The 23082-nt window shown below is 45.2% G+C and carries 26 protein-coding genes and 2 tRNA genes; 20 read left to right on the top strand and 8 right to left on the bottom strand.

The features are described 5' to 3' along the window. Nucleotides 1-141 precede the first annotated feature (141 nt). The gene (locus tag LAY57_RS02710) at nt 142-651 is read left to right on the top strand and encodes a GNAT family N-acetyltransferase (RefSeq protein ID WP_249064753.1); all 510 of its coding nucleotides are present in this window, start codon (nt 142-144) and stop codon (nt 649-651) included. A 13-nt stretch (nt 652-664) separates the two neighbouring features. Here LAY57_RS02710 and LAY57_RS02705 read toward each other — a convergent pair whose 3' ends face one another. Further along, entirely contained in the window at nt 665-1408 is a 744-nt protein-coding gene (locus LAY57_RS02705) for a DUF1995 family protein (RefSeq protein WP_249064752.1), read from the bottom strand. A gap of 89 nt (nt 1409-1497) precedes the next feature. On the opposite strand from LAY57_RS02705, the gene LAY57_RS02700 reads away from it, so the two are divergent. Genes LAY57_RS02700 through LAY57_RS02685 form a run of 4 tightly spaced genes read left to right on the top strand, consistent with a single transcriptional unit; the run spans nt 1498 to nt 3823 of the window. Continuing rightward, a complete protein-coding gene (locus tag LAY57_RS02700) occupies nt 1498-2310 on the top strand; it encodes a DUF8743 domain-containing protein (RefSeq protein WP_249064751.1) in 813 nt (270 codons plus the stop codon). A gap of 56 nt (nt 2311-2366) precedes the next feature. Further along, nucleotides 2367-3299, top strand: a complete 933-nt coding sequence (locus LAY57_RS02695) for an RpnC/YadD family protein (RefSeq protein ID WP_249064750.1) — start codon at nt 2367-2369, stop codon at nt 3297-3299. A gap of 22 nt (nt 3300-3321) precedes the next feature. Continuing rightward, nucleotides 3322-3567: a hypothetical protein gene (locus LAY57_RS02690; RefSeq protein WP_249064749.1), complete on the top strand. Its 246-nt coding sequence runs from the start codon at nt 3322-3324 to the stop codon at nt 3565-3567. A 22-nt stretch (nt 3568-3589) separates the two neighbouring features. Continuing rightward, the gene (locus LAY57_RS02685) at nt 3590-3823 is read left to right on the top strand and encodes a hypothetical protein (RefSeq protein WP_249064748.1); all 234 of its coding nucleotides are present in this window, start codon (nt 3590-3592) and stop codon (nt 3821-3823) included. Between the two features lie 15 nt (nt 3824-3838). On the opposite strand, the gene LAY57_RS02680 is transcribed toward LAY57_RS02685, so the two are convergent. Next, nucleotides 3839-5005, bottom strand: a complete 1167-nt coding sequence (locus LAY57_RS02680; protein ID WP_249064747.1) for a cysteine desulfurase family protein — start codon at nt 5003-5005, stop codon at nt 3839-3841. 73 nt (nt 5006-5078) lie between these two features. Next, complete coding sequence (locus LAY57_RS02675; RefSeq protein WP_249064836.1) at nt 5079-5459, bottom strand: DUF7682 family zinc-binding protein; 381 nt, start codon at nt 5457-5459, stop codon at nt 5079-5081. Nucleotides 5460-5887: 428 nt separating this feature from the next. Here LAY57_RS02675 and LAY57_RS02670 point away from each other — a divergent pair, with 428 nt between their 5' ends. Continuing rightward, nucleotides 5888-7558 carry a DUF655 domain-containing protein gene (locus LAY57_RS02670; RefSeq protein ID WP_249064746.1) on the top strand — a complete coding sequence of 557 codons (1671 nt, stop codon included), beginning with the start codon at nt 5888-5890 and terminating at the stop codon, nt 7556-7558. A gap of 468 nt (nt 7559-8026) precedes the next feature. Here LAY57_RS02670 and LAY57_RS02665 read toward each other — a convergent pair whose 3' ends face one another. Together LAY57_RS02665 and LAY57_RS02660 are read right to left on the bottom strand one after the other, a co-directional pair. Further along, the gene (locus LAY57_RS02665) at nt 8027-8614 is read right to left on the bottom strand and encodes a Uma2 family endonuclease (RefSeq protein WP_249064745.1); all 588 of its coding nucleotides are present in this window, start codon (nt 8612-8614) and stop codon (nt 8027-8029) included. A gap of 37 nt (nt 8615-8651) precedes the next feature. Continuing rightward, entirely contained in the window at nt 8652-8807 is a 156-nt protein-coding gene (locus LAY57_RS02660; protein ID WP_249064744.1) for a hypothetical protein, read from the bottom strand. 69 nt (nt 8808-8876) lie between these two features. Here LAY57_RS02660 and LAY57_RS02655 point away from each other — a divergent pair, with 69 nt between their 5' ends. From LAY57_RS02655 to LAY57_RS02620, 8 genes are all read left to right on the top strand, one after another. Beyond that, complete coding sequence (locus tag LAY57_RS02655) at nt 8877-10073, top strand: NAD(P)/FAD-dependent oxidoreductase (RefSeq protein WP_249064743.1); 1197 nt, start codon at nt 8877-8879, stop codon at nt 10071-10073. A 209-nt stretch (nt 10074-10282) separates the two neighbouring features. Further along, nucleotides 10283-12454 (top strand): methyl-accepting chemotaxis protein, encoded by a 2172-nt coding sequence (locus LAY57_RS36120; RefSeq protein ID WP_249064742.1) that lies wholly within the window; start codon nt 10283-10285, stop codon nt 12452-12454. Nucleotides 12455-12928: 474 nt separating this feature from the next. Further along, nucleotides 12929-13252, top strand: a complete 324-nt coding sequence (locus tag LAY57_RS02645; protein ID WP_249064741.1) for a hypothetical protein — start codon at nt 12929-12931, stop codon at nt 13250-13252. Further along, the gene (locus tag LAY57_RS02640; protein ID WP_249064740.1) at nt 13249-13617 is read left to right on the top strand and encodes an aspartyl protease; all 369 of its coding nucleotides are present in this window, start codon (nt 13249-13251) and stop codon (nt 13615-13617) included. Before LAY57_RS02645 ends, LAY57_RS02640 begins: the two co-directional genes overlap by 4 nt. Before the next feature lie 91 nt (nt 13618-13708). Further along, a complete protein-coding gene (locus LAY57_RS02635; protein WP_249064739.1) occupies nt 13709-14029 on the top strand; it encodes a hypothetical protein in 321 nt (106 codons plus the stop codon). Then, nucleotides 14026-14394: an aspartyl protease gene (locus LAY57_RS02630; RefSeq protein ID WP_249064738.1), complete on the top strand. Its 369-nt coding sequence runs from the start codon at nt 14026-14028 to the stop codon at nt 14392-14394. The genes LAY57_RS02635 and LAY57_RS02630 overlap by 4 nt, the downstream gene beginning before the upstream one ends. A gap of 91 nt (nt 14395-14485) precedes the next feature. Beyond that, nucleotides 14486-14806 (top strand): hypothetical protein, encoded by a 321-nt coding sequence (locus tag LAY57_RS02625; protein WP_249064737.1) that lies wholly within the window; start codon nt 14486-14488, stop codon nt 14804-14806. Then, on the top strand, nt 14803-15171 hold the full coding sequence (locus LAY57_RS02620) for an aspartyl protease (protein WP_249064736.1): 369 nt from the start codon (nt 14803-14805) through the stop codon (nt 15169-15171). The genes LAY57_RS02625 and LAY57_RS02620 overlap by 4 nt, the downstream gene beginning before the upstream one ends. 45 nt (nt 15172-15216) lie before the next feature. Here LAY57_RS02620 and LAY57_RS02615 read toward each other — a convergent pair whose 3' ends face one another. Next, nucleotides 15217-15810: a Uma2 family endonuclease gene (locus LAY57_RS02615; RefSeq protein ID WP_249064735.1), complete on the bottom strand. Its 594-nt coding sequence runs from the start codon at nt 15808-15810 to the stop codon at nt 15217-15219. A 105-nt stretch (nt 15811-15915) separates the two neighbouring features. Further along, nucleotides 15916-16572, bottom strand: coding sequence for an MBL fold metallo-hydrolase (locus tag LAY57_RS02610; protein ID WP_249064734.1), 657 nt, complete (start codon nt 16570-16572; stop codon nt 15916-15918). A gap of 3 nt (nt 16573-16575) precedes the next feature. Between LAY57_RS02610 and LAY57_RS02605 the strand changes: the two genes are divergently transcribed. Both LAY57_RS02605 and LAY57_RS02600 read left to right on the top strand, forming a co-directional pair. After that, entirely contained in the window at nt 16576-18081 is a 1506-nt protein-coding gene (locus tag LAY57_RS02605) for a site-2 protease family protein (RefSeq protein WP_249064733.1), read from the top strand. A 31-nt stretch (nt 18082-18112) separates the two neighbouring features. After that, a tRNA-Arg gene (locus LAY57_RS02600) sits at nt 18113-18185 on the top strand. Nucleotides 18186-18245: 60 nt separating this feature from the next. On the opposite strand, the gene LAY57_RS02595 is transcribed toward LAY57_RS02600, so the two are convergent. Then, nucleotides 18246-18319 (bottom strand) — tRNA-Pro (locus LAY57_RS02595). 270 nt (nt 18320-18589) lie between these two features. Here LAY57_RS02595 and lipA point away from each other — a divergent pair. From lipA to LAY57_RS02575, 4 genes are all read left to right on the top strand, one after another. Further along, nucleotides 18590-19468 (top strand): lipoyl synthase, encoded by an 879-nt coding sequence (gene lipA, locus LAY57_RS02590; protein WP_249064732.1) that lies wholly within the window; start codon nt 18590-18592, stop codon nt 19466-19468. Nucleotides 19469-19546: 78 nt separating this feature from the next. Further along, nucleotides 19547-20578, top strand: a complete 1032-nt coding sequence (locus LAY57_RS02585) for an NAD(P)H-dependent glycerol-3-phosphate dehydrogenase (protein WP_249064731.1) — start codon at nt 19547-19549, stop codon at nt 20576-20578. 421 nt (nt 20579-20999) lie between these two features. Beyond that, entirely contained in the window at nt 21000-22241 is a 1242-nt protein-coding gene (sigC, locus tag LAY57_RS02580; protein WP_249064730.1) for an RNA polymerase sigma factor SigC, read from the top strand. Nucleotides 22242-22494: 253 nt separating this feature from the next. After that, nucleotides 22495-23013 carry a Fur family transcriptional regulator gene (locus LAY57_RS02575; RefSeq protein ID WP_249064729.1) on the top strand — a complete coding sequence of 173 codons (519 nt, stop codon included), beginning with the start codon at nt 22495-22497 and terminating at the stop codon, nt 23011-23013. Nucleotides 23014-23082: the final 69 nt, after the last annotated feature.

Genomic DNA, 23082 nt, shown 5'->3' with positions numbered 1-23082 from the left:
CTACGTAGATTTGCGTAACCCATTCAATTTGGGATTTGGGATTTGGGATTAGCCACACGGATGAATCTGGGGGGAGGGAAACCAATAATTTATTGGGAAGTTTATATTAAAATAAATAATTGAAGAATAATTATATTTAAAGTGAAAACTCACTATCGCGATTTTGTGATTCGTTCCTGGTCGGAGGGCGATCGGGCCTTTGCTGCCGATGTCATCCATTTCGTATTAACCGAATACGGTTTACCTTGGGAACCAGATAAGGCAGACAGAGATGTATTGGAGATCGAAGAAAGTTATCTGGCAGTTGGGGGAGAGTTTTGGGTGGTGGAACAGCAGGGACAAGTGGTAGGAACAGCTGCTTACTATCCCATCAAAAAGGCCCAAGACGCAGTAGAAATTCGCAAAATGTATCTGTTGCCATCTGCAAGGAGAAAAGGACTGGGGAAATTTTTATTGAAAGAGTTAGAAAGTGCGATCGCAACTAGAGGTTTTCAACAAATTTGGATTGAGACTGCCACTGTTTTAAAAGAAGCAGTCCAGCTATATGAAAGCAGCGGGTATCAACCGGCTTCTGGAGTAGAGACGGCGAGATGCGATCTCGTCTATGTCAAATATCTGACTGTTTGGGAGGGTGCGTTACGCTCAAGCTAACGCACCCTACGCACTATCGGCTCAATGCTCGTAAAAAGCGCTGCATATTAGTGAAAAGTCCGGGTTTTTTGGGACGCGGGGCGTCACCCGCATTAAGGCTGTTAGGCTGAGTTGCCTTAAATAAAATTTGATCGAGTTCGTCGCCAGCTGGTTTTTTAGGCAATTCGGCAATTAAATTGTAGTTTTCGCTATTTTGGAGCCAAACCTGCCAAGGAGAGGGATAGTAGCGAAACAAAGCTGCCCCTTCTACGGGTTTGACATAGTAGCAAGATTCCAAGGTATTGAGTAATCGTTCCCGCAACTGACGACCAGCATAGCCTATACCGACAGTAGCGGCATCTTCCAAGTGGGGAATGAGTAAAACAACGGGCCTTGAGCCCACTGCGTTGCACAGCTTTTCTACTTCCCCCACTTCCACCGAACTGAGGTTAACCAATAAGAATACCTCGTCTTCCGGCTCAATTTTGTTTTGGATGGGAGTTCTACCCATGCCAATGTCTTGAATCTTAAAAGGAACTTCTCCCCAGTCGCGGCGGGCCAATGCGGCTGCACCGGCATCTGGGAAAAAAACTTTCAGGTGGGAAAGGCGGTCTTCAAAAACGGGGATGAATTGCTGGGCGATGGACTGTGCTTGGAGTGCGATTTCTGGGAAATTTAACTCTATTTGCAGCCTAGTGTAGCCATTTGCGATCGCAGCCAGGGTAGCTTCGCGAGATTGTGCGATCGCTTCTTCAAGACTTTGGGGTAGTTCTGCCATAATGTATTTTTTTGCTTACAAGTTATTGTACTGTGATAGTACCAGCACAAACATTGATATTTATCTATCCAGCTTCCCCAGAAAATTCAATGGCATTAAATGAAGAAGTATTAGTCGCCATCCTACCTAATCGGCTAGATTTGGAAATTGCTCGCGATCGGCATTGGTATCGCATTCCTGTAGATAGTGTGCATAAATTTCTCAATAAGCGTTGGCCTCCTCAATGGATTGCTTTTTACCAACCAGGAACTTTTGGCAAACAAGCTTATGCCGTGAGATATTATGCTAAAATTGAGCAAATTAGCGAAGTTTTTCGATGGGAATTATTCTCCGAATTACCCCAAGACAATAAAAGCCGTCAGCGTTATTCTAAACTAGAGTTATCCTCATTGCAACGTTTAGAAACATCAATATTCAGCCGTCGATCGCGTCGGATTGTTTTCATCCAAACTACCTGGGAAAAATTCACCAATGCAGGTGAGATTAACGATTTGTATGATGAAAGTCCTCTGGAAGATAAATTGTGGGCTGAATTTAAACAATTAGAAATTAATGCCGAACGTCAGGAGTTTGTGACAGCTAGAAACAATAACTACGCCCTTGACTTTGCCATTTACTGTACTTACGGTAAAATCAATATTGAAACTGACGGCGATACCTGGCACGCTGACAAAGAACGCATTCCTTTAGATAATCAGCGAAATAACGACTTGCAAACAGAAGGTTGGGATATCTTGCGATTCAATACTTATCACATTCAAGAAAAAATGGCTGAGGATTGTCTACCGATAATTATTGAAAATATTAACCGTCTCGGAGGTTTGAAGGAAGAAGGTAGAGGTTTCCCGCGTTTAATTAAATCGAATTCATCGGCTGAATTTGTGCAATTGAGTTTGTTTTAAATTTTAAATTTGAGGACTCTACCAAGGGTGGATTATCTAAGAGGAGGATATACTGAATGGAAGATGAAGTGCGAGCCGACTACGACAGCGCTTGGAAAGAAGCCCTAACTGTCTATTTTGAGCCATTTATGGCTTTTTGTTTTGCAGATACTCACAGCGATATTGATTGGGAGAAAGGTTATGAAACTTTAGACACCGAATTGCAAGAAGTGATTCGCGATGCCGAGACAGGCAGGCGTTTAGCAGATAAGCTAGTAAAAGTATGGCTGAACTCCGGCGAAGAAGCGATTGTGTTAATTCATGTCGAAATTCAAGGACAAGAGCAGTCAGATTTTGCCGAGCGGATGTATATTTACAATCATCGGTTATTCGATCGCTATCGGCAAAAAGTCTTCAGCTTTGCCGTATTGGGAGACGAAAACACCAATTGGCGACCGACAGGCTATAGTTATAGTCGATGGGGATTTGAGAGCAGTTTGCAGTTTCCGGTAGTGAAACTGCTCGACTATCCAGCAGCTACCCTAGAGGAAAGCACTAATCCCTTTGCTACCATTATCGCCGCGCATCTGGAAACCCAAGCAACACGCAGTGATTTACCGCGCCGTTTCCAGTTAAAATTGAGGTTAGTGCGACGACTGTACGAGCGCGGCTATAGTAAAAATCGGATTTTGGAGTTGTTCCGGTTCATTGAATGGATCATGGCATTACCGGAGGCAGTTCAGCAGGAGTTTAAAACTGAAATCAAGCGAATAGAGGAGGAAAGGCGAATGCCATACATTACCAGTTTTGAGCGGGATGCGAAATTAGAAATGTCTCACGAGGCTGTAATTGACGTTCTGGAAACGCGGTTTTCAACTGTGCCAGATGCCTTAAGAAATCGCATTTTTGCGATCGAAGATTTAGCAATGCTGAAACAGCTGCATAAACGCGCTATTACTGTTACTTCGGTGCAGGAGTTTGAGGAGTTATTGGTACAAGGAGAGTTGTAACGGGATAGAGGAGGAAAGGCGAATGCCATACATTACCAGTTTTGAGCGGGATGGGATACAGGATGGGATACAGCAGGGTCGCCTGCAAACGTCTCGCGAAAATGTTATTGATGTTCTGGAAACGCGGTTTTTAACTTTGCCAGATGCCTTAAGAAATCGCATTTTTGCGATCGAAGATTTAGCAATGCTGAAACGACTACTTAAACGCGCTATTACTGTTACTTCTGTGCAGGAGTTTGAGGAGTTGTTGGCACAAGGAGAGTTTTAATGGGATAGAGGAGGAAAGGCGAATGCCATACATTACCAGTTTTGAGCGGGATGGTATACAGCAGGGTCGCCTGCAAATGTCTCGCGAAAATGTTATTGATGTTCTGGAAACGCGGTTTTTAACTGTGCCAGATGCCTTAAGGAGTAGCATTTTTGCGATCGAAGATTTAGCGCTACTGAAACGACTGCATAAACGCGCTATTACTGTAAATTCGGTGCAAGAGTTTGAGGAGTTGTTGGCACAAGGAGAGCGTTAAATGTATCCCCTGAATTCAACGCCCAGCTAATGCCACCTTTGGTATCAATCTTTGCAACACTTGCTTCAGTACGATCGCCACCCAATCCACATCAGCTTCCGTCGTGTCACGCCCCAAAGTCAGGCGAATTCCCGCTTTTGCCATCTGCGTACTGTATCCCATCGCCAGCAGGATAGGACTGGGGTTGAGTTTGCCGCTACTGCAAGCAGCACCAGCACTAATACCAATACCAGCTAAGTTCATTTGCCGCACGATGGTTTTGCCGCTAAGCTTTTTACCATCGGCATCCTGCAAGCAGAAACTGACATGGTGAGGCAAACGGTGCCAACGGTGACCCGTGGGTGTCAAACTGCGAGTATCGGAAAGTAAGTCAAAAAGACGATCGCGCAACCCAATCAACCTGGACGTTTCCGTAGCCATTTCTTGCGCCGCCAGTTCCGCAGCTACTCCAAAACCGGCAATAATTGGCACAGCTTGAGTTCCAGAACGCAAGCGCATTTCTTGTCCTCCACCACCCAACAAAGGAACTAATTCCACGCCGGGACGGACATAAAGCGCCCCAGACCCTTGAGGGCCATAAATTTTGTGACTGGAAAGGGAAAGTAAATCTACCGGCAATTTTTGCACATCGATCGGCAAACGCCCAGCTACTTGGACTGCATCTGTATGGAACAGCACTCCGCGATCGCGGACAATATTTCCCAAAGCTTCGATCGGTTGTAGTGTCCCGACTTCACTCTGACCGTAGATAATCGAAACTAAAACTGTATTGGGTTGCAGCGCATTTTCCAAGTCATTTTCGTTGACTCGTCCCCACCTATCCACCGGCAAGCGCGTCACTTCCCAGCCCCATTGTTCCAGCAATTGTACTGGTTCTGCCACAGCCGAATGCTCAACGCTGGAAATAATGATGTGTTGTGGTTTGGTGTAACATCGAGCCACACCCATAATTGCCAGATTGTCTGCCTCAGTGCCGCCAGATGTAAATACAATCGACTCTGCGGGTGCCTTAATTAGCCCAGCTACCTGCATTCTGGCTTGTTCTAATATCATTGCTGCCCGTTGTCCCCACTCATGCAAGCTGGAGGGGTTGCCCCAAGAAACGGTGAGGACTTCTTGCATAGCTGCTAGAGCCTCTGGGCGGGTCGGTGTTGTAGCGCTGTAATCTAGATAAATTTGCATAATCCTTAAGCGTTAGGGGTCGCTGCGACCGACTGGCTCTCTAATTTCAGCATATACCGCCAACGTCTAACAATTAACTTCCCGGCTTGCGGACATTGTAGTCCTCATGGGACAAGACAGCTTGAGGAATTAGTATAGTACCGCAGTCCCGGCAGAGCATTCGGTAGTTGCGGGTGATGGGAATGCTGATCACAAAGCGATCGTGCCGCAATCGCTTGCCGCCAAATTCTGTGTAATTTTTGTGCTGCTGTAAAGCAGCAATCACAGTGCGTGCCTTGACCACCACATGGATGGGTAGATCCCTTAAATCTATGGGATCATCGGCAAAAGTGGACTCCCACTCGTTTTTTAGCTGTCTTTTTTGTTCCAGTACGGCTTTTTTTTGGGCACACTGATGGCACAGTTGACCATAGCCCTTGTGACCGCACGGAAATTGCTTTTTTCTTCTAGGCATAACATAAGTGTGGATTGATACTAATACATCCACTTTAAATGCGGCAAGGTTGGCCATGTACCCGCCAGGGTTTGCGACAGTTTTAATTGCTGCCAGCTCGCAAAAGCCGTAGCCATATATTATGTGCCATTTTTTACTTAGGCAGACGCGGAATTTATTTCAGCGCCAAAAGATATCAAGGTTTGACATCCTGCTTCCACGAGTAGGCTTACACACAGATGAAAAGACCTCTGCGTTGAGGTCTTTCTCTCCACAGGCGTCACTTTCCGTGGGCCACACGGTAGTTTTTGACAACTGCTTGAAAGCGGCTGTCAAAATAATAAACTTTAGATTACAGAATTTTAGCAAGAAAGCTCACCGCTTCTAGCTGTGGGATAAGTTGCTTGCCGCTAAATGGGTAAAAATAGACTGCTGTAACCTATTGACTTATGGACATTAATCTGAAACGTGCAATCGGGAGGCAAGTAGCAACGATTCTTTTAGCGCTGACCCTAGCTGCTTGTCAAAGGGCTAGGCCGCAAACCCAGCGACCGACTCCTCTGCCCCAAGATCCTTTTGTTAAAGTTTATTTCAATCATGCTGAGTCGGGTTCGTACAGGGAACCCTACCGCAAGCAAACGCGATCGGGAGATGACCTCGAACAACTTATAGTCGATGCGATCGCAACCGCTAAGTCTACTGTGGATGTGGCGGTTCAGGAGTTGCGCTTACCTCATATTGCCAAGGCTTTGGTCGATCGCAAAAAAGCTGGGGTTAAGGTAAGAGTTATTCTGGAAAATACTTACAGCCGTCCTTGGAGTAAATTTACACCAGATGAGGTAGCGAAACTACCGGAACGGGAACGCGGACGCTACAACGAATTTGTCAAGTTAGCAGACCAAAATGGCGATAATCAGCTCAGCAAAGATGAGATCGATCGAGGGGATGCGATCGTCATGTTGCAAAATGCCGGTATTCCCATAATTGATGATACCGCTGATGGTTCAAAAGGCAGTGGTTTAATGCACCATAAATTTGTCGTCGTTGACGATCGCACTCTCATTATTACATCGGCAAATTTTACAACTAGCGACATTCACGGTGACTTCATATCTCCCAGCAGTTTGGGAAATGCCAACAATCTTCTCAGAATTGATAATTCCGAATTAGCCACTCTTTTCACAGAAGAATTTAACATTCTATGGGGCGATGGCCTTGGGGGTAATCCAGATAGCAAATTTGGGATAAAAAAGCCGTTTCGACCAGTTCAGCAAATCACTCTAGGAACTACTACCATTGCAGTTCATTTCTCTCCAACATCATCAACGCAGCCTTGGGAACAAAGCAGCAACGGTTTGATCGGTAAAACCTTAAATACCGCTACCCAATCTGTAAATATGGCCTTATTTGTATTTTCAGAACAGCGTCTAGCCAATATCTTAGAAACTGACAATCAACGCGGTGTGCAAATACGAGCTTTAATCGATGCCGACTTTGCCTATCGCAGCTATAGCGAAGCGTTGGATATGATGGGAGTTGCTTTGCTTAATAATTGCAAATACGAAGTTGATAACCGTCCTTGGCAAAATCCGATTACCACTGTAGGCATTCCCCAACTAAAAAAAGGCGATCTGTTGCATCACAAATTTGGTGTTGTGGACAAACAAATTGTTATTACTGGTTCCCACAACTGGTCAGCAGCAGCAAACACTAATAATGACGAAACAGTTTTAGTAATTCAAAGTACCACCGTTGCAGCCCATTTTGAGCGCGAGTTCGATCGCCTTTATGCCGATTCTATACTCGGTTTACCAGATGGAATTAAGCAAAAAATTAAGAATCAGCAGCAACAATGTTCGCAAATAAAAACAGCTTCTCCATCTTCTTCGCCGACAAGTTCAGCTACACCTAAAGTTAGTGAAAACATTAGTCAGAAAGTTAATCTCAATACTGCTAGCCAACAAGAATTGGAAGCTTTACCAGGAGTCGGGCCGAAATTGGCGCAGGAAATTATTCAGTCACGTCAAAAGAAACCTTTCACTTCTTTACAAGATTTGGACAATGTGCCGGGAGTCGGGCCGAGTTTGTTGGATAAGTTGAAAGACAGAGTTACTTGGTAGAAACTCTATGTCATTATCAATGAAGGATGTTCTGGATATTGCACTGTTGTCATCGTTGGTTAAATTTTTACCGCAGATAAGGAAGGACTGATGAACGCAGACTTCGGCGTGAGCGCTCAGTCGAACGATAAACGCAGATATAGCTAGGGACTAGAGACTAGGGGCTAGGGTAAGAAAGCTTTATTATCAAGGGTTTCAGGAATTAAGAATGCCTTGACCGCCTTGGCGGTAGCTATAAGAATAAGAATACGAATTTTTTAGGTATAGCATAACCGATGCGTAAGGATATGATATGAACACTCTCTGGTGTAGAGTCAATTCATGAATTGACTCTACATCTGTAGCAAACATTTAGGTAATCCATATTATTTGGTATCGTCTCGCCATTATCATCGCCATCCCGATTTTAATTATTGCTGCAATTGTCTTCCTCGTTTTTTTATTCATCAGATAGTAGGGGTGAAATATCTAATCTGCCAACATTTGTTCAGCCGTCAGAGGGAATTCTGAGAAAGCCTGAGAGACAATTCGCTGATTTCCTGTAAACTCTGCTATCTGATAGTTCCCATTCACCAGAAACAAAACTGAAACCTTGAACTTGCGGAGGTCTACAATCCAATATTGGGGAATTCCAATAGTTTTATATTCAGATTCTTTGGTTTCGTAGTCTGTCTTCTTGGAGCCAGGACTAACTACTTCAACCACCAGCAACGGCGGGGTTCTCAAAACAGCTGCTACTTTCTTGTCGGCTTTAAGTCCATTCCACTGCGCTTGAGTTATAACACACAAGTCTGGGGTACGAGAGCGGTCTTTTCCAGTATCTGGAGCGGTGCCTACATACACCCCTACATCGCGTTTAACAATCCAAGGGTGGGACTTTGTTCTGATTTCTGCCCTAAAAGTGTCAGATAATAAATCAATTACATCTGAGTGGTCGGCAGTTGGTAGGGGAACCATTACTAACTCCCCATTAACAAGTTCGTAACGGTTATCGGTTCCGTCATCGTAGGTTAGATACTCCTCAAAGGTCAAGGTGGGGTTGGGTGTTTTAATCATGGCGTAAGCTCCTTAAGCAGACGCTTCTTTAGCTATCCTAGCAGAGCAAACTGGTATCTTTTCCTAAGATTATTTCTCGTTCGTTGGCGATCGCTTTTTGAGCCCAAAGTCCTTGGGCTGTACCATTCTCTACAAAGAGGAATTTAAACGAAATTTCAGAAGTTGTCGGGGAGATCAGAAAACTCCTTAGCATTGAATACAGACTACTACAGCTTGTTATCCTGAAGAAAGTTCCCCTGCGACCACGACCGCACAATCAACCATGACCCAACAACCTGCACGCATCTGTATACTCGGCGGAGGCTTTGGCGGTCTGTATACCGCTCTGCGATTGAGCCAGCTACCTTGGGAAAAGGCGTCTAAACCCGAAATTGTGCTGGTGGATAAAAGCGATCGCTTCGTATTCACCCCCCTCCTCTACGAACTCCTCACCGGCGAACTGCAAACCTGGGAAATAGCCCCACCCTTTGCAGAAATTTTAAATAACACAGAAGTTCGTTTTTGTCAAGGCGTAGTGGCAGGGATTGATGTAGAACAGCACCGGGTTTATTTGCAGGATGGCCCCGAAATACCCTACGACAAGTTAGTCTTAGCCTTGGGTGGAGAATCTCCCCTAGATATCGTTCCTGGTGCTAGTTCCTACGCTTTTTCCTTCCGTACCCTCAGCGATGCTTATCGTCTGGAAGAAAGACTGCGAGTTTTAGAAGCATCAGAAGCAGATAAAATTCGAGTTGCGATCGTCGGGGCTGGTTATTGCGGCGTCGAGTTAGCGTGCAAACTGGCAGATAGACTGGGGGAGAGAGGACGCTTGCGGTTGATCGAACAAAGCGATCGCATTCTGCGAACATCGCCCGAATTTAACCGAGAAACAGCACGCAAAGCCATAGAGGCGCGGGGTATCTGGATAGATTTGGAAACCACCGTTGACTCGATCGGGCCAGACACCATCTCCCTGCTGTATAAATCACAGTTAGACACCATCCCAGCCGAACTGATACTGTGGACGGTAGGAATGCAAGGTTCTGCTGTCGTCCGTAATCTCCCCCTCAAACAAAATCAGCGTTCACAGCTAACCACCACACCTACCCTGCAAGCGATCGACCATCCAGAAATCTTTGTTTTGGGAGATTTAGCAGATTGTCGCGATGGAGAAGGTCAACAAGTACCCGACTCAGCACAAGCAGCTTACCAGCAATCCGACTTTGCAGCTTGGAATGTTTGGGCTTCCCTGTGCGATCGTCCGTTGCTTTCCTTCCAATATCAGAATTTAGGAGAAATGCTCACTCTGGGAACTGACAGCGCCACTATCAGCGGCATGGGAGTGCAATTAGACGGTCAGTTAGCTTATCTTGCCCGTCGCCTCGCCTATCTGTATCGGATGCCAAATTCAGAACATCAGTTAAGAGTCGGCGTAAACTGGATAGCTAATCCTATATTGGAATTAATCAATCCAAGTTGATTAATTGGTCATCAGTCATTAATCAAAAGTCATTAGTTTTCCGGTACATACCCGCCCAAGCGTAGGCCAAAAATCTAATAACTAATGACTAATGACTTATGACTATTTTGATATAAGTTCTATAGCCATAGTCGTATATGTTAGGACAATATAGAGCTATCAAAGTACTCAGCACTTTACTATATCGTTTTAGAGGCCAACGTTGATTTATGCTTCAGAAACTGGATCGGGCTTGGAATAACTTCAGTTTCCGTAGGAAAATGAGCATACTGTTGATGACAGGAGCTATAGTGCCTACTTTTGTTGCTACTCAAGGTATTATCAGCCTTGGACAAACGAGGCTGCTTCAAGATTTACAAGTAACGTTAAAAATCCAGTTAAACACCCTAGAAACCCAACTTAATGACACTGAAGGAAAGGTGGCTCTAGAAGCTAGAAATTTAGCTATTTTTGTAGAGTCTCAGGGAGGGGATTTGAGCGACCCCCAAGAGCTTACGGCACTTAGCAAACTATTGTCTAATTATGTTCGCGTTGGTACAGATAATAGTTTTTACTTGATTACAGATGCCCAAGGTCGGACTGTTGCTCAGTATATACAACAGGTTCGAGATAATTTTTCCAGCTATCCGTCTCTACCGAAACAGGATCTCAAGAAACCGGAATTTAGTCCCGTCTCCTTACCCATCGGTATTAATTTGGGGGATATTCCCATCTTACAAAATGCTATAAATTCTCGACGTTCTCTCTCTGGCGCTGAATTGTTCAAGAGTGAGTGGCTAAAACGTTTAGGTTTAGAACAACAAGCAAATATTGGGATAAGAGCGCAGAAAATTGAAGGATTGCCTGAAGCCAAACAACCTTTTGCCAAAGGAACTTATGAGATTGACGAAGGAAAAGTTGGCTTAGCGATCGTAGCGGTTCACCCGATACAAGTTCAAGAAAAGCTTGTAGGAACGATCGTTGTTGGTACATTGCTAAATCGAAATTTTGAAATAGTCGATCGCCTCAAACAAGAAGTAGGAGTAAGTACTGCTACCCTGTTTGCCAAAGATTGGCGAATCAGCACTAATGTTCCTTATACCGATCGAACAACTAGAGCGATCGGAACACGAGTTTCTCGCGAGGTCGCAACAACAGTTTTGAATCAGAAAAAAGTTTTTATCGGCGCTGCAAATATCATTGGCATTGACTATATCACTGGCTACAGTCCCATTTACGACCATCAAGAACAACTCAATTCGATCAAAGCAGAACCTGTGGGAATTGCTTATGTAGGGGAACCCACAACTGAAGTGGAAAAAACCTTGAATATACTGAGGTTCGCTGGGTGGGGAATCGGCGCAGGAATTGCCTTATTAGCTGGTTTAGTCGCTATTCCCGTCGCGGCAACGTTCTCAAATTCCCTACAGCGGTTAGCTAATTGTGCCCAAAAAGTTGGTGAGGGCGATCTCACAACCGTAGTGCCACTCACAAATGCCCAAGATGAAATTGGGATGTTACTGATTTCCTTTCAAAATATGACTGATAATCTAAATTCCTTAATCCTTCACGTGCAGAAATCCATAATTCAAATTACTGCTACCACCACCGAAATCGCTGCTGAGGGTAAACAACTGGAAGCTACAATGACAGAACAAATAGCTTCCACCAATCGGGTAGCCGCTACGGCTAAGGTAATTGTTGCCACCTCCGGATCGCTGATTGAGACGATGGATGAAGTTCAGCAAACAACAGCGCAGGCAGCTGGTGAGAGCAAAAAAGACTTGATGTACATGGAAACAACTATGTATAAATTGGTGGATGCAACGGATACCATTTCTACGAAACTGGGAACGATTAACGAAAAAGCCAATAACATCAACAAAATCCTCACCACGATCGCTAAAGTAGCTGACCAAACTAATTTAATTTCCCTCAATGCGGCAATTGAAGCGGAAAAAGCTGGTCAGTATGGGCTGGGCTTTGCTGTGGTAGCCAGAGAAATTCGCCGCCTAGCAGATCAAACAGGCGTTGCCGCCCTCGAAATCGAAAATATGGTTGAACAGATGCAAGCGGCGGTTTCTTCTGGGATGACAGAAATGGATAATTTCACCAATCAAGTGAAACAGAGCTTTGAAGTTGTACATAATATCAGTACTAAATTAGAGTTGATTATTGAACAAGTGCAATCCTTAACTCCCCGCTTTCAAGCGGTGAGTAACAGCATGGAAGCTCAGTCGCAAAGCGCAGAGGAAATTAACGATGCGATGGTGCAATTGAGCGAAGATTCCTCGCAAACTGCCGAGTCTTTGCTCGAAATTAACAGTTCGCTGGGAGAATTGAAAAATGCTACACAAGGCTTACGCCACGAAATCTCTCGTTTTAAAGTCGCTGGTAGTTGATAAGCTACTCCGCATTTATAGCTAGGGACTAGGGGCTAGGGGAGGGGGCAAAGGGGCTAGGGAAGAGGGAAGAGGGAAAAGCTTACTCCGTAAAAGATTATGAACCAGAGGTAAGAGTTGGAGTTGCCCTAACCGACGAGAGCGGTTGCTATAAATCGAATAAAAAGACGGGGCTTGTATGTCCATCCCACAAGAATATCAGTTGACTGTAAAATTAGATGCGTAGCAGCTTATCTACCCTAAAATACAGGTTTAAATCTTCTATTTGATACAGCGGTTTCCGCTGTTATGAGGTACAAACATAAGGGCGTTCGCTCAGCGTGCCCAGTTCATTAGCATTCCGGCAAATAACTTATTGGTTATATGCAGAGGTTAATTACCGGAATGCGGAGCTACTACTTAAAATGTACTGTATTACAGCGGTTCCCGCTGTATAATTAAAATATCCTTCGAGCTTGAACGGAGACAACAAAAATGACGACTCAACAACCCACCAAACGTCCTATCCGTCGCGGCAGAATTTTCCCAGAATATACTATACCGCCGGAAGAACTAGCACGAAGCGAAGCCGAACGAAAAGCACGCTATCAGCGAACTCGTCCAGTTTTTGAACGATGGCGCGATGAGTTAATAGCAGACCATTATAACTGGTTTATGATTATAGAACCAAATAGTGGCGATTATTTCATCGATCCCGATGAAAATCTTGCCGTCGAAAAAGCTCGTCAAAAGTACCCCCGTGGTAACATACTTGTCTCTTTCCGAATTAATGAAAGTGGAGCTTGTGGCATGATATGATTTCTGGCAAATTTGGTGAGATTGGCGAACTATTTTTTGAGATTGATTTGATTGCAGCTAATGGAGAAGTATTCTCAGTAGATGCACTACTGGATACAGGCTTTACAACTGGCTGGTTAGCCATTAATACTCAAGACTTAGAGGGTTTGGGTTGGTCTTTTATCGACTTGAATAGAACGATGAGAACGGCACAAGGCGAGTCACTTTTTGATTTGTATGAAGGAAAGATATTACTAGATGGAATTGAATACACTATTCCCGTTCATGTTGGTGCGGGAATTCCCGAACCTTTGCTCGGTTTGCAATGGCTTACAAATATGAGATTAGTGGTAGATTCCCTACAGGGAATGTTGACCCTGGGATAAGAAACCGGGTTTCTGAGTGGCAAATGCCTTTTTTAAACCTTCTACTTGATATAATTAAAATATCCTTTTATCTTCAACAGGGACAACAAAAATGACGACTCAACAACCCACCAAACGTCCTATCCGTCGCGGCAGAATTTTCCCAGAATATACTATACCGCCGGAAGAACTAGCACGACGCGAAGCCGAACAACAAGCACGATATCAACGCTGTCGCCCAGTTTTTGAAAGAGTGCGCGATGAGTTGATAAACGATCATTACAACTGGTTTATGATTATCGAACCAAATAGTGGTGATTATTTCATCGATTCTGATGAAGATACCGCCATCAAAAAAGCTCGTCAAAAGTACTCTTCTGGCAGGCTCGCTGTTTTCCGAATCAATGAAACAGGAGCCTGCGGTAAGATATGATTTCTGGTAAATTTGGCGAGATAGGAGAGCTATTTTTTGAAATAGATTTAATTGCAGCTAGCGAAGAAATATTTACAGTTGATGCCTTACTGGATACAGGGTTTACAACTGGATATTTAGCGATAAATATTCAAGACTTAGAAGGATTAGGTTGGTCTGTAGTTGAACTCGATCGAACTATGCAAACAGCCGAAGGAGAGAAATTTTTTGATATCTATGAAGGAAAGATATTACTAGATGGAATTAAATACACTATTCCCGTTCATGTTGGTGCGGGAATTCCCGAACCTTTGCTCGGTTTGCAATGGCTTACAAATATGAGATTAGTGGTAGATTCCCTACAGGGAATGTTGACCCTGGGATAAGAAACCGGGTTTATGAGTGGCAAATGCCTTTTTTAAACCTTCTACTTGATATAATTAAAATATCCTTTTATCTTAAACAGGGACAACAAAAATGACGACTCAACAACCCACCAAACGTCCTATCCGTCGCGGCAGAATTTTCCCAGAATATACTATACCGCCGGAAGAATTAGCACGAAGCGAAGCCGAACGAAAAGCACGCTATCAGCGAACTCGTCCAGTTTTTGAACGATGGCGCGATGAGTTAATAGCAGACCATTATAACTGGTTTATGATTATAGAACCAAATAGTGGCGATTATTTCATCGATCCCGATGAAAATCTTGCCGTCGAAAAAGCTCGTCAAAAGTATCCTTCAGACTGGCTTGTTACTTTTCGCATTAACGAGACAGGAGCCTGCGGCATGATATGATTTCTGGTAAATTTGGTGAGATTGGCGAACTATTTTTTGAGATTGATTTGATTGCTGCCGATGGAGATGTGCTTCCAGTTGATGTATTAGTAGATACTGGATTTACTACTGGCTATCTAGCCATAGACACCCAAGACGCACAAAGTTTAGGTTGGCCTGTGATAGTCCGCGATCGAACTATGCGAACAGCACAGGGGGAGGACACTTTTACTATCTATGAAGGAAAGATATTACTAGATGGAATTGAATACACTATTCCCGTTCATGTTGGTGCGGGAATTCCCGAACCTTTGCTCGGTTTGCAATGGCTTACAAATATGAGATTAGTGGTAGATTCGCCACTGGGAGTGCTGACACTGGGATAAGAAACCCGGTTTCTAAGCGTTGCAAGTGCTGACTATGGAATAAGTTTAAATATTTAAAATTAGCCCTAAATCTAAAATAAATCCAGGTAAAATATCTTCGCCAGAAAGCGTCGGTGGTTGTTCTAAAGAAAAATTGATAGTTTCTACATCTGTACCAGGTCGATAAATTTCCACTAACGGTGTTTGAGGGTCAATTAACCAACCAAAACGCATCCCGTTAGCGAGGTAATCGCGCATTTTTGTGCGTAATTTGGATAAGGAATCAGTTTCAGAACGCAATTCAATTATAAAGTCGGGACACAGGGGAGGAAAGCGTCGCCTTTCCTCACGAGATAATGCTTCCCAACGTTGTTTTGTTACCCAAGAAACATCGGGAGAACGATAAGCACCATTAGGTAATCTGAACTCAGTAGAGGAGTCAAAGACATATCCCAAACCAGTTTGACGATTCCAAATAACAAGTTCAGCGTTCAGGCCAGAATTTCTAATACCACTTTCGCCACCAGTTGGGGACATGATAATCAATTCTCCTTCAGAAGTTAGTTCTAAGCGCCATTCTTGATTAGCCAGACATAGCTGATAAAATTGCTCGTCTGTCAGACCTACTGCGGGTGGTACATTGAGAGTGAGTGTTTCCATCGGTTTTTGGCAACGAGGTTAGTTTTATTATGAGCGATCGCATCATTGAGCGAGAAACCCTCCCAGAAACCCGGTTTCTCCAAGAAACCCGGTTTCTGAAGCACCTCAAAGCACAGGTTTCGCCAAAAGTAAAGCATCTAAATCCAAACTAACCAAGTGCTGATAAGCTCGATCGATCGCCCTCTTCCCCCGCAGAAATCCCGTATTGGCACCAGGACAGATATATTTGAGAGTTTCTGGTGAAAACCGTGCTAACAATAACTCAATACTGCGAATTTGTCGCGGCCAATGAAAAGTTTTCGATGTCTGCAACGGTACGGGTAAGCCTTCCAGATTAGGCAATAAGTGACGTCCAGAGAACAACACGCCACCAAAAGCACTGTAATAAAGGCAAGAAGAACCGGGAGAATGGCCTGGAGTCCAAATAACTTGGCTGTGGGGGGTAAGGCGGAATTCTGACCGAAACGTATTGACTTCCAGTTTCGGCAACAAATAAGCTTCCTGTTCTTGAATCAAAACCTTGCAGCCAAAAGCTTGCTGAATCTCCTCCACCTTGCCAATACCGCCTCGGTGGGTGACAACTAACCAAGATACACCACCTCGATCGCGTAAAAATTTCTGATTTTGCTCATCCCAGGCGGGACAATCAACCAGAATCTTAGTTTCATTTTCTACAATAAGATAGGCTGTTGCTCCCAACGTATCTCGATTGGGTGGAAAGGCAATAATGGTGTCCAAGACAGCCCGTGGTTGTTTGGGCATAAGATGAATATATTTTTACTTGTACTGCTGGGACTGGCTACCTACTTCATTGTGAAGCGCAGCGTGGCCGATATCACTAAAACCCCTGTCTGGATATTGTGGCTGGCCATGATGGCACCGCCCTTTGCGTGGACTGGGTGGATCTTGGTATATGGCAGAAATAAGCCTATGCCAGTCGCTTTGATGATTGGGGTATTCGCAATCAGCATATTTTTGTACTGCTGGTTAATTCAATTAGGGCGTAAAGACATTAAACCCCCAGCACCTCAGAGTTCCGATCCCGCAGCTTCACAAGAGACTGCTAACTCAGATAATGGGGCAGCTAAGGTACGTCCCATCAATAAGGAGGAAGAAACCCAGCTGCGGGAGTGTTTCCCTTGGGGAGTCTACTACCTGCAAAATCTGGAGTTCCGACCCCAAGCGGTGATTTGCCGGGGACACCTGCGAACCAAACCGGAAGTGGCATACAAAACTATCCGGGAGAATATTGAAGCAAAATTTGGCGATCGCTTCTTAATTATCTTTCAACAAGGTTTCAACTCCAATCCCTTTTTTGCCCTAGTTCCCAATCCCCAAGCCCATCCAGATGCTAAGCGTAACAAGGAAGTCTTAACGCGACCCGGTTTGGCTTTAGGACTGTTGGCGGCAACCTTATTCACTACACTCCTAGTTGGGGCCCAAATAGCAGGGGTGACCCCGCAAGCAGTGGAATCCAACTCAGCCGTTCTCCTCAAAGGACTTCCCTATGCTTTGGCGCTGATGGCTATTCTGGGCATCCACGAAATGGGTCACTACCTGACGGCTCGGTTCTATAAACTTCGCACGACTCTGCCCTATTTTATCCCCGTGCCGTTTTTTCCAGGTACTTTTGGGGCGTTTATTCAGCTGCGTAGTCTACTACCCGATCGCAAAGCTTTGTTTGATGTGGGAATTGCTGGGCCATTAGCAGGCTTCGTGGTGAGTTTGCCCTTGCTGATTTGGGGTCTAGCCCATTCTACTGTAGTTCCTCTCTCTAACAAGGCGGTCATATTGAACTTCGACGCCTTCAACCCCACGTTTTCCCTATTGCTAACTTTGCTGAGTAAATTGGCGCTAGGCACTGCTTTAACGGCAGATAAAGCGATCGATCTTCATCCCGTCGCAGTAGCAGGATTTTTGGGCGTAATCGTCACCGCGTTCAACCTGATGCCCGTCGGCCAACTCGACGGCGGTCATATTGTCCATGCCATCTTTGGGCAACGACAAGCTGCTACCATTGCCCAAATTGCTCGATTCCTACTGCTGATAGCTGCTCTGATGCCTTGGTTGGTAGGAGTTTCTCTAATTCCGCCCTACTATTTATATTGGGCAATTTTCCTCTTCTTAATCCCCATAAACGATGAACCGGCTTTGAACGATGTCAGCGAACTCGACAACCAAAGGGACTTCTGGGGTTTAGCGTCCCTGGGCCTCTTGCTGATCGTCATCTTGCCCGCTCCCAGTTTTCTGATCCATCTGTTGAATATGTGAGCGTTTAGATATGCTATAATTTGGAATATAAGGGCGCGTGGCTCAGTGGATAGAGCATCAGGTTCCGGTCCTGAGGGTCGGGGGTTCAAATCCCTCCGCGCTCGTTTTTCTGAATCCTTATCTCTACTGGCTTGAAAGCTAGTAGAGATAAGGATTCTTAAATATCGGGATGACAGGATTTGAACCTGCGACCCCCTCGTCCCGAACGAGGTGCGCTACCAAGCTGCGCTACATCCCGGATTAAAACACCAGTTTTTTTTATAGTATCACATTTTAGCGTGAATACCTACTGACAATCCAAAATCTAAAATCCTGTCTTGCGAAGGTGGGCATCGTGACGGTCACCGCCAAGACGCCCACTTCGCGCCAAATCCAAAATCGAATGGCTGTTATCATAGAGACTTGTAGGGGCGGGTTTTGGAGCGAGATAATGATTGCTTCGATCGCAAATAATTGCTAAACCCGCCCCTACAAACGATCGATCGAAGTTCAGGAGTTAGAGGCAGGCGTGGTAGTAAAACCGGAGTGGTTGCGAGTAAAAGCGCCTCAGTGGGAGCGCGTCGGTGCTGTTAAGGATATTTTGCGGGATTTATCCCTGAATACCGTTTGCGAAGAAGCTTCTTGCCCGAATATTGGCGAGTGCTTCCACAATGGCACGGCTACATTTTTAATTATGGGGCCTGCCTGCACGCGAGCGTGTCCTTACTGCGATATCGATTTTGAGAAAAAGCCGAAACCCCTAGACGCCACGGAACCGGAACGTTTGGCAGAAGCGGTGCGGCGGCTAAAATTAAATCACGTTGTCATCACCTCGGTAAACCGGGATGATTTACCAGATGGCGGCGCATCTCAGTTTGTGCGCTGCATTGAAGCAATTCGCGCTAGTTCCCCCGGTACGACAATTGAAGTGCTGATTCCTGACTTATGCGGTAATTGGGAAGCGCTGGCAGGTATTTTGCAAGCAGAACCAGAAGTGCTAAATCACAATACCGAAACAATAGCGCGTTTGTATCGGCGAGTGCGTCCGCAAGGGGAATATCAGCGGACAATGGAATTAATGAAGCGATCGCGCCAATTAGCTCCTTGGGTTTATACCAAATCAGGCATTATGGTAGGACTGGGAGAAACTGACGCTGAAATCCGAGAAGTCATGCAGGATCTGCGAAACGTCGATTGCGATATCCTCACCATCGGACAATATCTCCAACCTAGTCAAAAACATTTAAAAGTCGATAACTTTGTGCCGCCAGAACAGTTCGCTGCATGGCAAGAGTTTGGCGCATCAATCGGATTTTTACAAGTTGTTGCTTCACCCTTGACACGCAGTTCATATCATGCTGAACAAGTGAGAGCGTTGATGGAACGTTACCCGCGCCAGAAATTTTAGATTTTAGTTAGATAATATTTGACGATCGCCACATTTACGGGAGAGCCTACTCTTATAGGCTTTTATTGGCTAATGGTAATGGAAACTAACGAAGAAACGAATAATCCAAAATCCAAAATCCTCTCTTGCGAAGGTGGGCATCGTGACGGGAACCGCCAAGACGCCCACTTCGCGCAAAATCCAAAATCGATCTCTATTCTGGGATCGGGTGCTTGGGGTAAGACTTTGGCGACCCTAGCAGCGGCGAACGGTCATCGCGTGGGTTTGTGGTCTCGTCAATGTTCTGAAAGCCTAGATGATATCATAGCAGGTGCTGATATTATCCTCTCAGCCGTCTCAATGAAAGGCGTCAGACCAGTGGTAGAGCAAGTTTCTTGCTTACCGATTTCCCCTACCACGATTTTTGTTACTGCGACCAAAGGATTAGACCCGTCTACAACTTGCACACCGTCTCAAATTTGGCAAGCGGCATTTCCATCTCATCCCGTCGTCATTCTAGCAGGGCCAAACTTATCCAAAGAAATTCAGGCCCGATTGCCAGCTGCTACCGTTGTTGCCAGTAAAGACGCAGATGCAGCAGTTGTGGTGCAAGGGGTGTTCAACTCAAATCGGTTTCGCGTCTATACCAATGCCGATCCCTTGGGTGTAGAACTAGGTGGTACACTAAAAAATGTAATAGCGATCGCAGCTGGTGCCTGTGATGGTTTGCAACTGGGAACAAATGCCAAAGCCGCTCTGGTTACCCGTGCCTTAGCTGAAATCATCCGCATTGGCGATCGTTGGGGTGCTAATACCGACACATTTTATGGCTTATCAGGATTAGGCGATCTACTCGCAACTTGCAACAGCGCCCTCAGTCGCAACTACCAAGTTGGTTACAAACTCGCCCAAGGCGAAACCTTACCAGAAATTTTGGCTTCCTTAGAGGGAACCGCCGAAGGTGTGAATACAACCGAAGTGCTAGTTCATCTGGCCGATCGACAGGAAATTTCTGTACCAATTTCTTATCAGGTGTATCGCTTGCTCAAAGGAGAAGTGACTCCCCAAGTCGCCTTGGAAGCGCTAATGCTGCGAGACGTTAAGCCAGAGTACAGTCGGTCAGAGAGTTGAACGTCGCACCCAAAGACATTTGGCAGTGGGTATGAGGGGAATACAACCGATGCCATTTTAACAGTGATCGGGAAAGCATCTATCTAGTGATGTAGATTAACTAAGCCTTTGACAGAGGTCACCCTTGACCCATCGATCTTTTCCTTATACTAGCTGACGAATGCAGAAAGTCAAAAAACTTTCTTGCTGACCGCCTAGCTGCTCAATGCCAGCATTTCTATCGATTCGAGTAACTCTCGATCCGTAGAGTACGAGCAAGCTAAGACGATCGCCAGTCTCTAACACAAGAGTGCATCACCAGTAATTAAGCCGACTAGGCAAAACCAAGCCGTGTTTCTAGTCTTGGAAAATACCAGAACTAGAAACAAGTAGGCTTTTCAAGAAAGCCCCTTTGTCACCTGGAGCAGTTGAGGCAATCAGTATGCCAGCAACCTTTTATTCCGCCGATGCCACCTACGAGAGTCAACTAGATGCCGCTAGCTTTGAGCTAGAAGACACCGCTGAACAAATAGCCAGGGATCTGGTCGATCTGGATTTGGAGGAGGCAGACGCTGCCAACCCTCAGCAAAGCGCCAGTCGTCGCACTACCGATCTAGTTCGTTTGTACCTTCAAGACATCGGTCGCGTGCGCTTGCTAGGGCGAGATGAAGAAGTTTCCGAAGCACAACAAGTCCAGCGCTATATGCGGTTGCTGGAATTACGAGAACTCGCCGCCCAGGAGGAAGATGAAACGATTCGGCTCTATGTCCGATTGATTGAGATCCACGATCGTTTGGCTGCTAATCTGGGGCACCGTCCGTCTTGGGAACGGTGGGCTGCCACCGCCAGCGTGACAGTTCCCGAACTCAAGCAAACTTTGGCTACCGGCAAAAGACGCTGGGCTTCCCTGACTGGTTTGGATATTGAAGAACTAGATGAGATCCAAGCAGAAGGCGTGCGGGCAAAGGAACACATGATCAAGGCAAACCTGCGCTTGGTAGTGTCGGTTGCTAAGAAGTATCAAAATCGCGGCCTAGAATTATTGGATTTAATCCAAGAAGGAACGATGGGTTTGGAGCGAGCTGTCGAGAAGTTCGATCCTACTAAAGGTTACCGCTTTAGCACTTATGCCTATTGGTGGATTCGCCAGGGCATCACGCGCGCGATCGCAACTCAAAGCCGCACAATTCGCCTGCCAGTCCACATCACCGAAAAACTCAACAAAATCAAGAAAGCCCAGCGGAAAATTTCCCAAGAAAAAGGCCGCACCGCGACTCTGGAAGATCTTGCCAAGGAATTGGAGATGACACCCCTACAAGTGCGGGAAGTGTTATTCCGAGTGCCCCGCTCTGTTTCTTTGGAAACCAAAGTGGGTAAAGAAAAAGACACCGAGCTGGGCGATCTTTTGGAAACCGAGGATGTATCTCCCGAAGAAACCTTAATGCGAGAAGCTCTCTCTCGCGACTTGCAGCACCTGTTAGCCGATTTAACCAGCCGGGAGCGCGATGTCATCCTCATGCGGTTTGGTTTAGAAGACGGTCATCCTTATTCCCTGGCAGAAATTGGTCGGGCCTTAGATCTATCTCGCGAACGAGTCCGCCAAATTGAATCGAAAGCTTTGCAAAAGTTGCGGCAACCTAAGCGTCGCAATCGCGTGCGGGATTATTTAGAATCTTTCAGCTGATCGCTAGAGAGGAACTTGGAACTGGGGACTAGAGAAGTTTTCTTTAGTCCCTAACTTTTTGTCGATCGCCTATCACCCATCTTTTTTGATGCCAATTTTTATTAATTATTGAACTAATTATATATTTTCTCAATAAACTTAATTGCTTAAAATTCTTTTAGATATTAATTCTCAATAAGCCAGATTTCTTGAAAATTAGTTACTAAATTGTGTATCCTTACCTGATATAGAAGACTTTTTGAGAAAGTCAATTATGACTAAATACACAGCGACCTCGTTTAAAGCCGAACTCAATGAGAAAGGCTGGCGTATGACTCCCCAGAGGGAGACGATTTTGCAAGTTTTTCAACATCTTCCCAAAGGCGACCATCTCAGCGCTGAAGACCTGCACAATGTGCTACAGAGTAGAGGAGAACAGATCAGCCTGTCTACTATTTACCGAACTCTTAAATTAATGGTGAGGATGGGCCTCTTGCGAGAACTGGAGCTGGCAGAAGGACACAAGCATTACGAACTAAATCAGCCCTATCCCCATCACCATCATCATTTAGTCTGCATTCAATGCAACAAGACGATCGAATTTAAAAATGACTCAATTTTGAAAATTGGCCTCAAGCAATCTGAAAAAACGGGATTACATCTGCTGGACTGCCAGTTGACCATTCATACCATCTGTCCCGAAGCTTTGCGTCAGGGATGGCCTTCCTTGCTCCCTAGCAATTGGTCATGCCTCAGAACCTTCTCGCAAACAGGTTCTTCACCTTCAACTTAATTAGAGTCCTGGTATGAGCCAGCTAAATTGGTTAATTAAGACTTATTCTCAATAAGTAATGTTTGTTGA

The organism is Argonema antarcticum A004/B2 (genome assembly GCF_023333585.1).
Classification (GTDB): Bacteria; Cyanobacteriota; Cyanobacteriia; order Cyanobacteriales; family Aerosakkonemataceae; genus Argonema; species Argonema antarcticum.
This window is presented reverse-complemented; position numbering and strand designations above follow the sequence as displayed.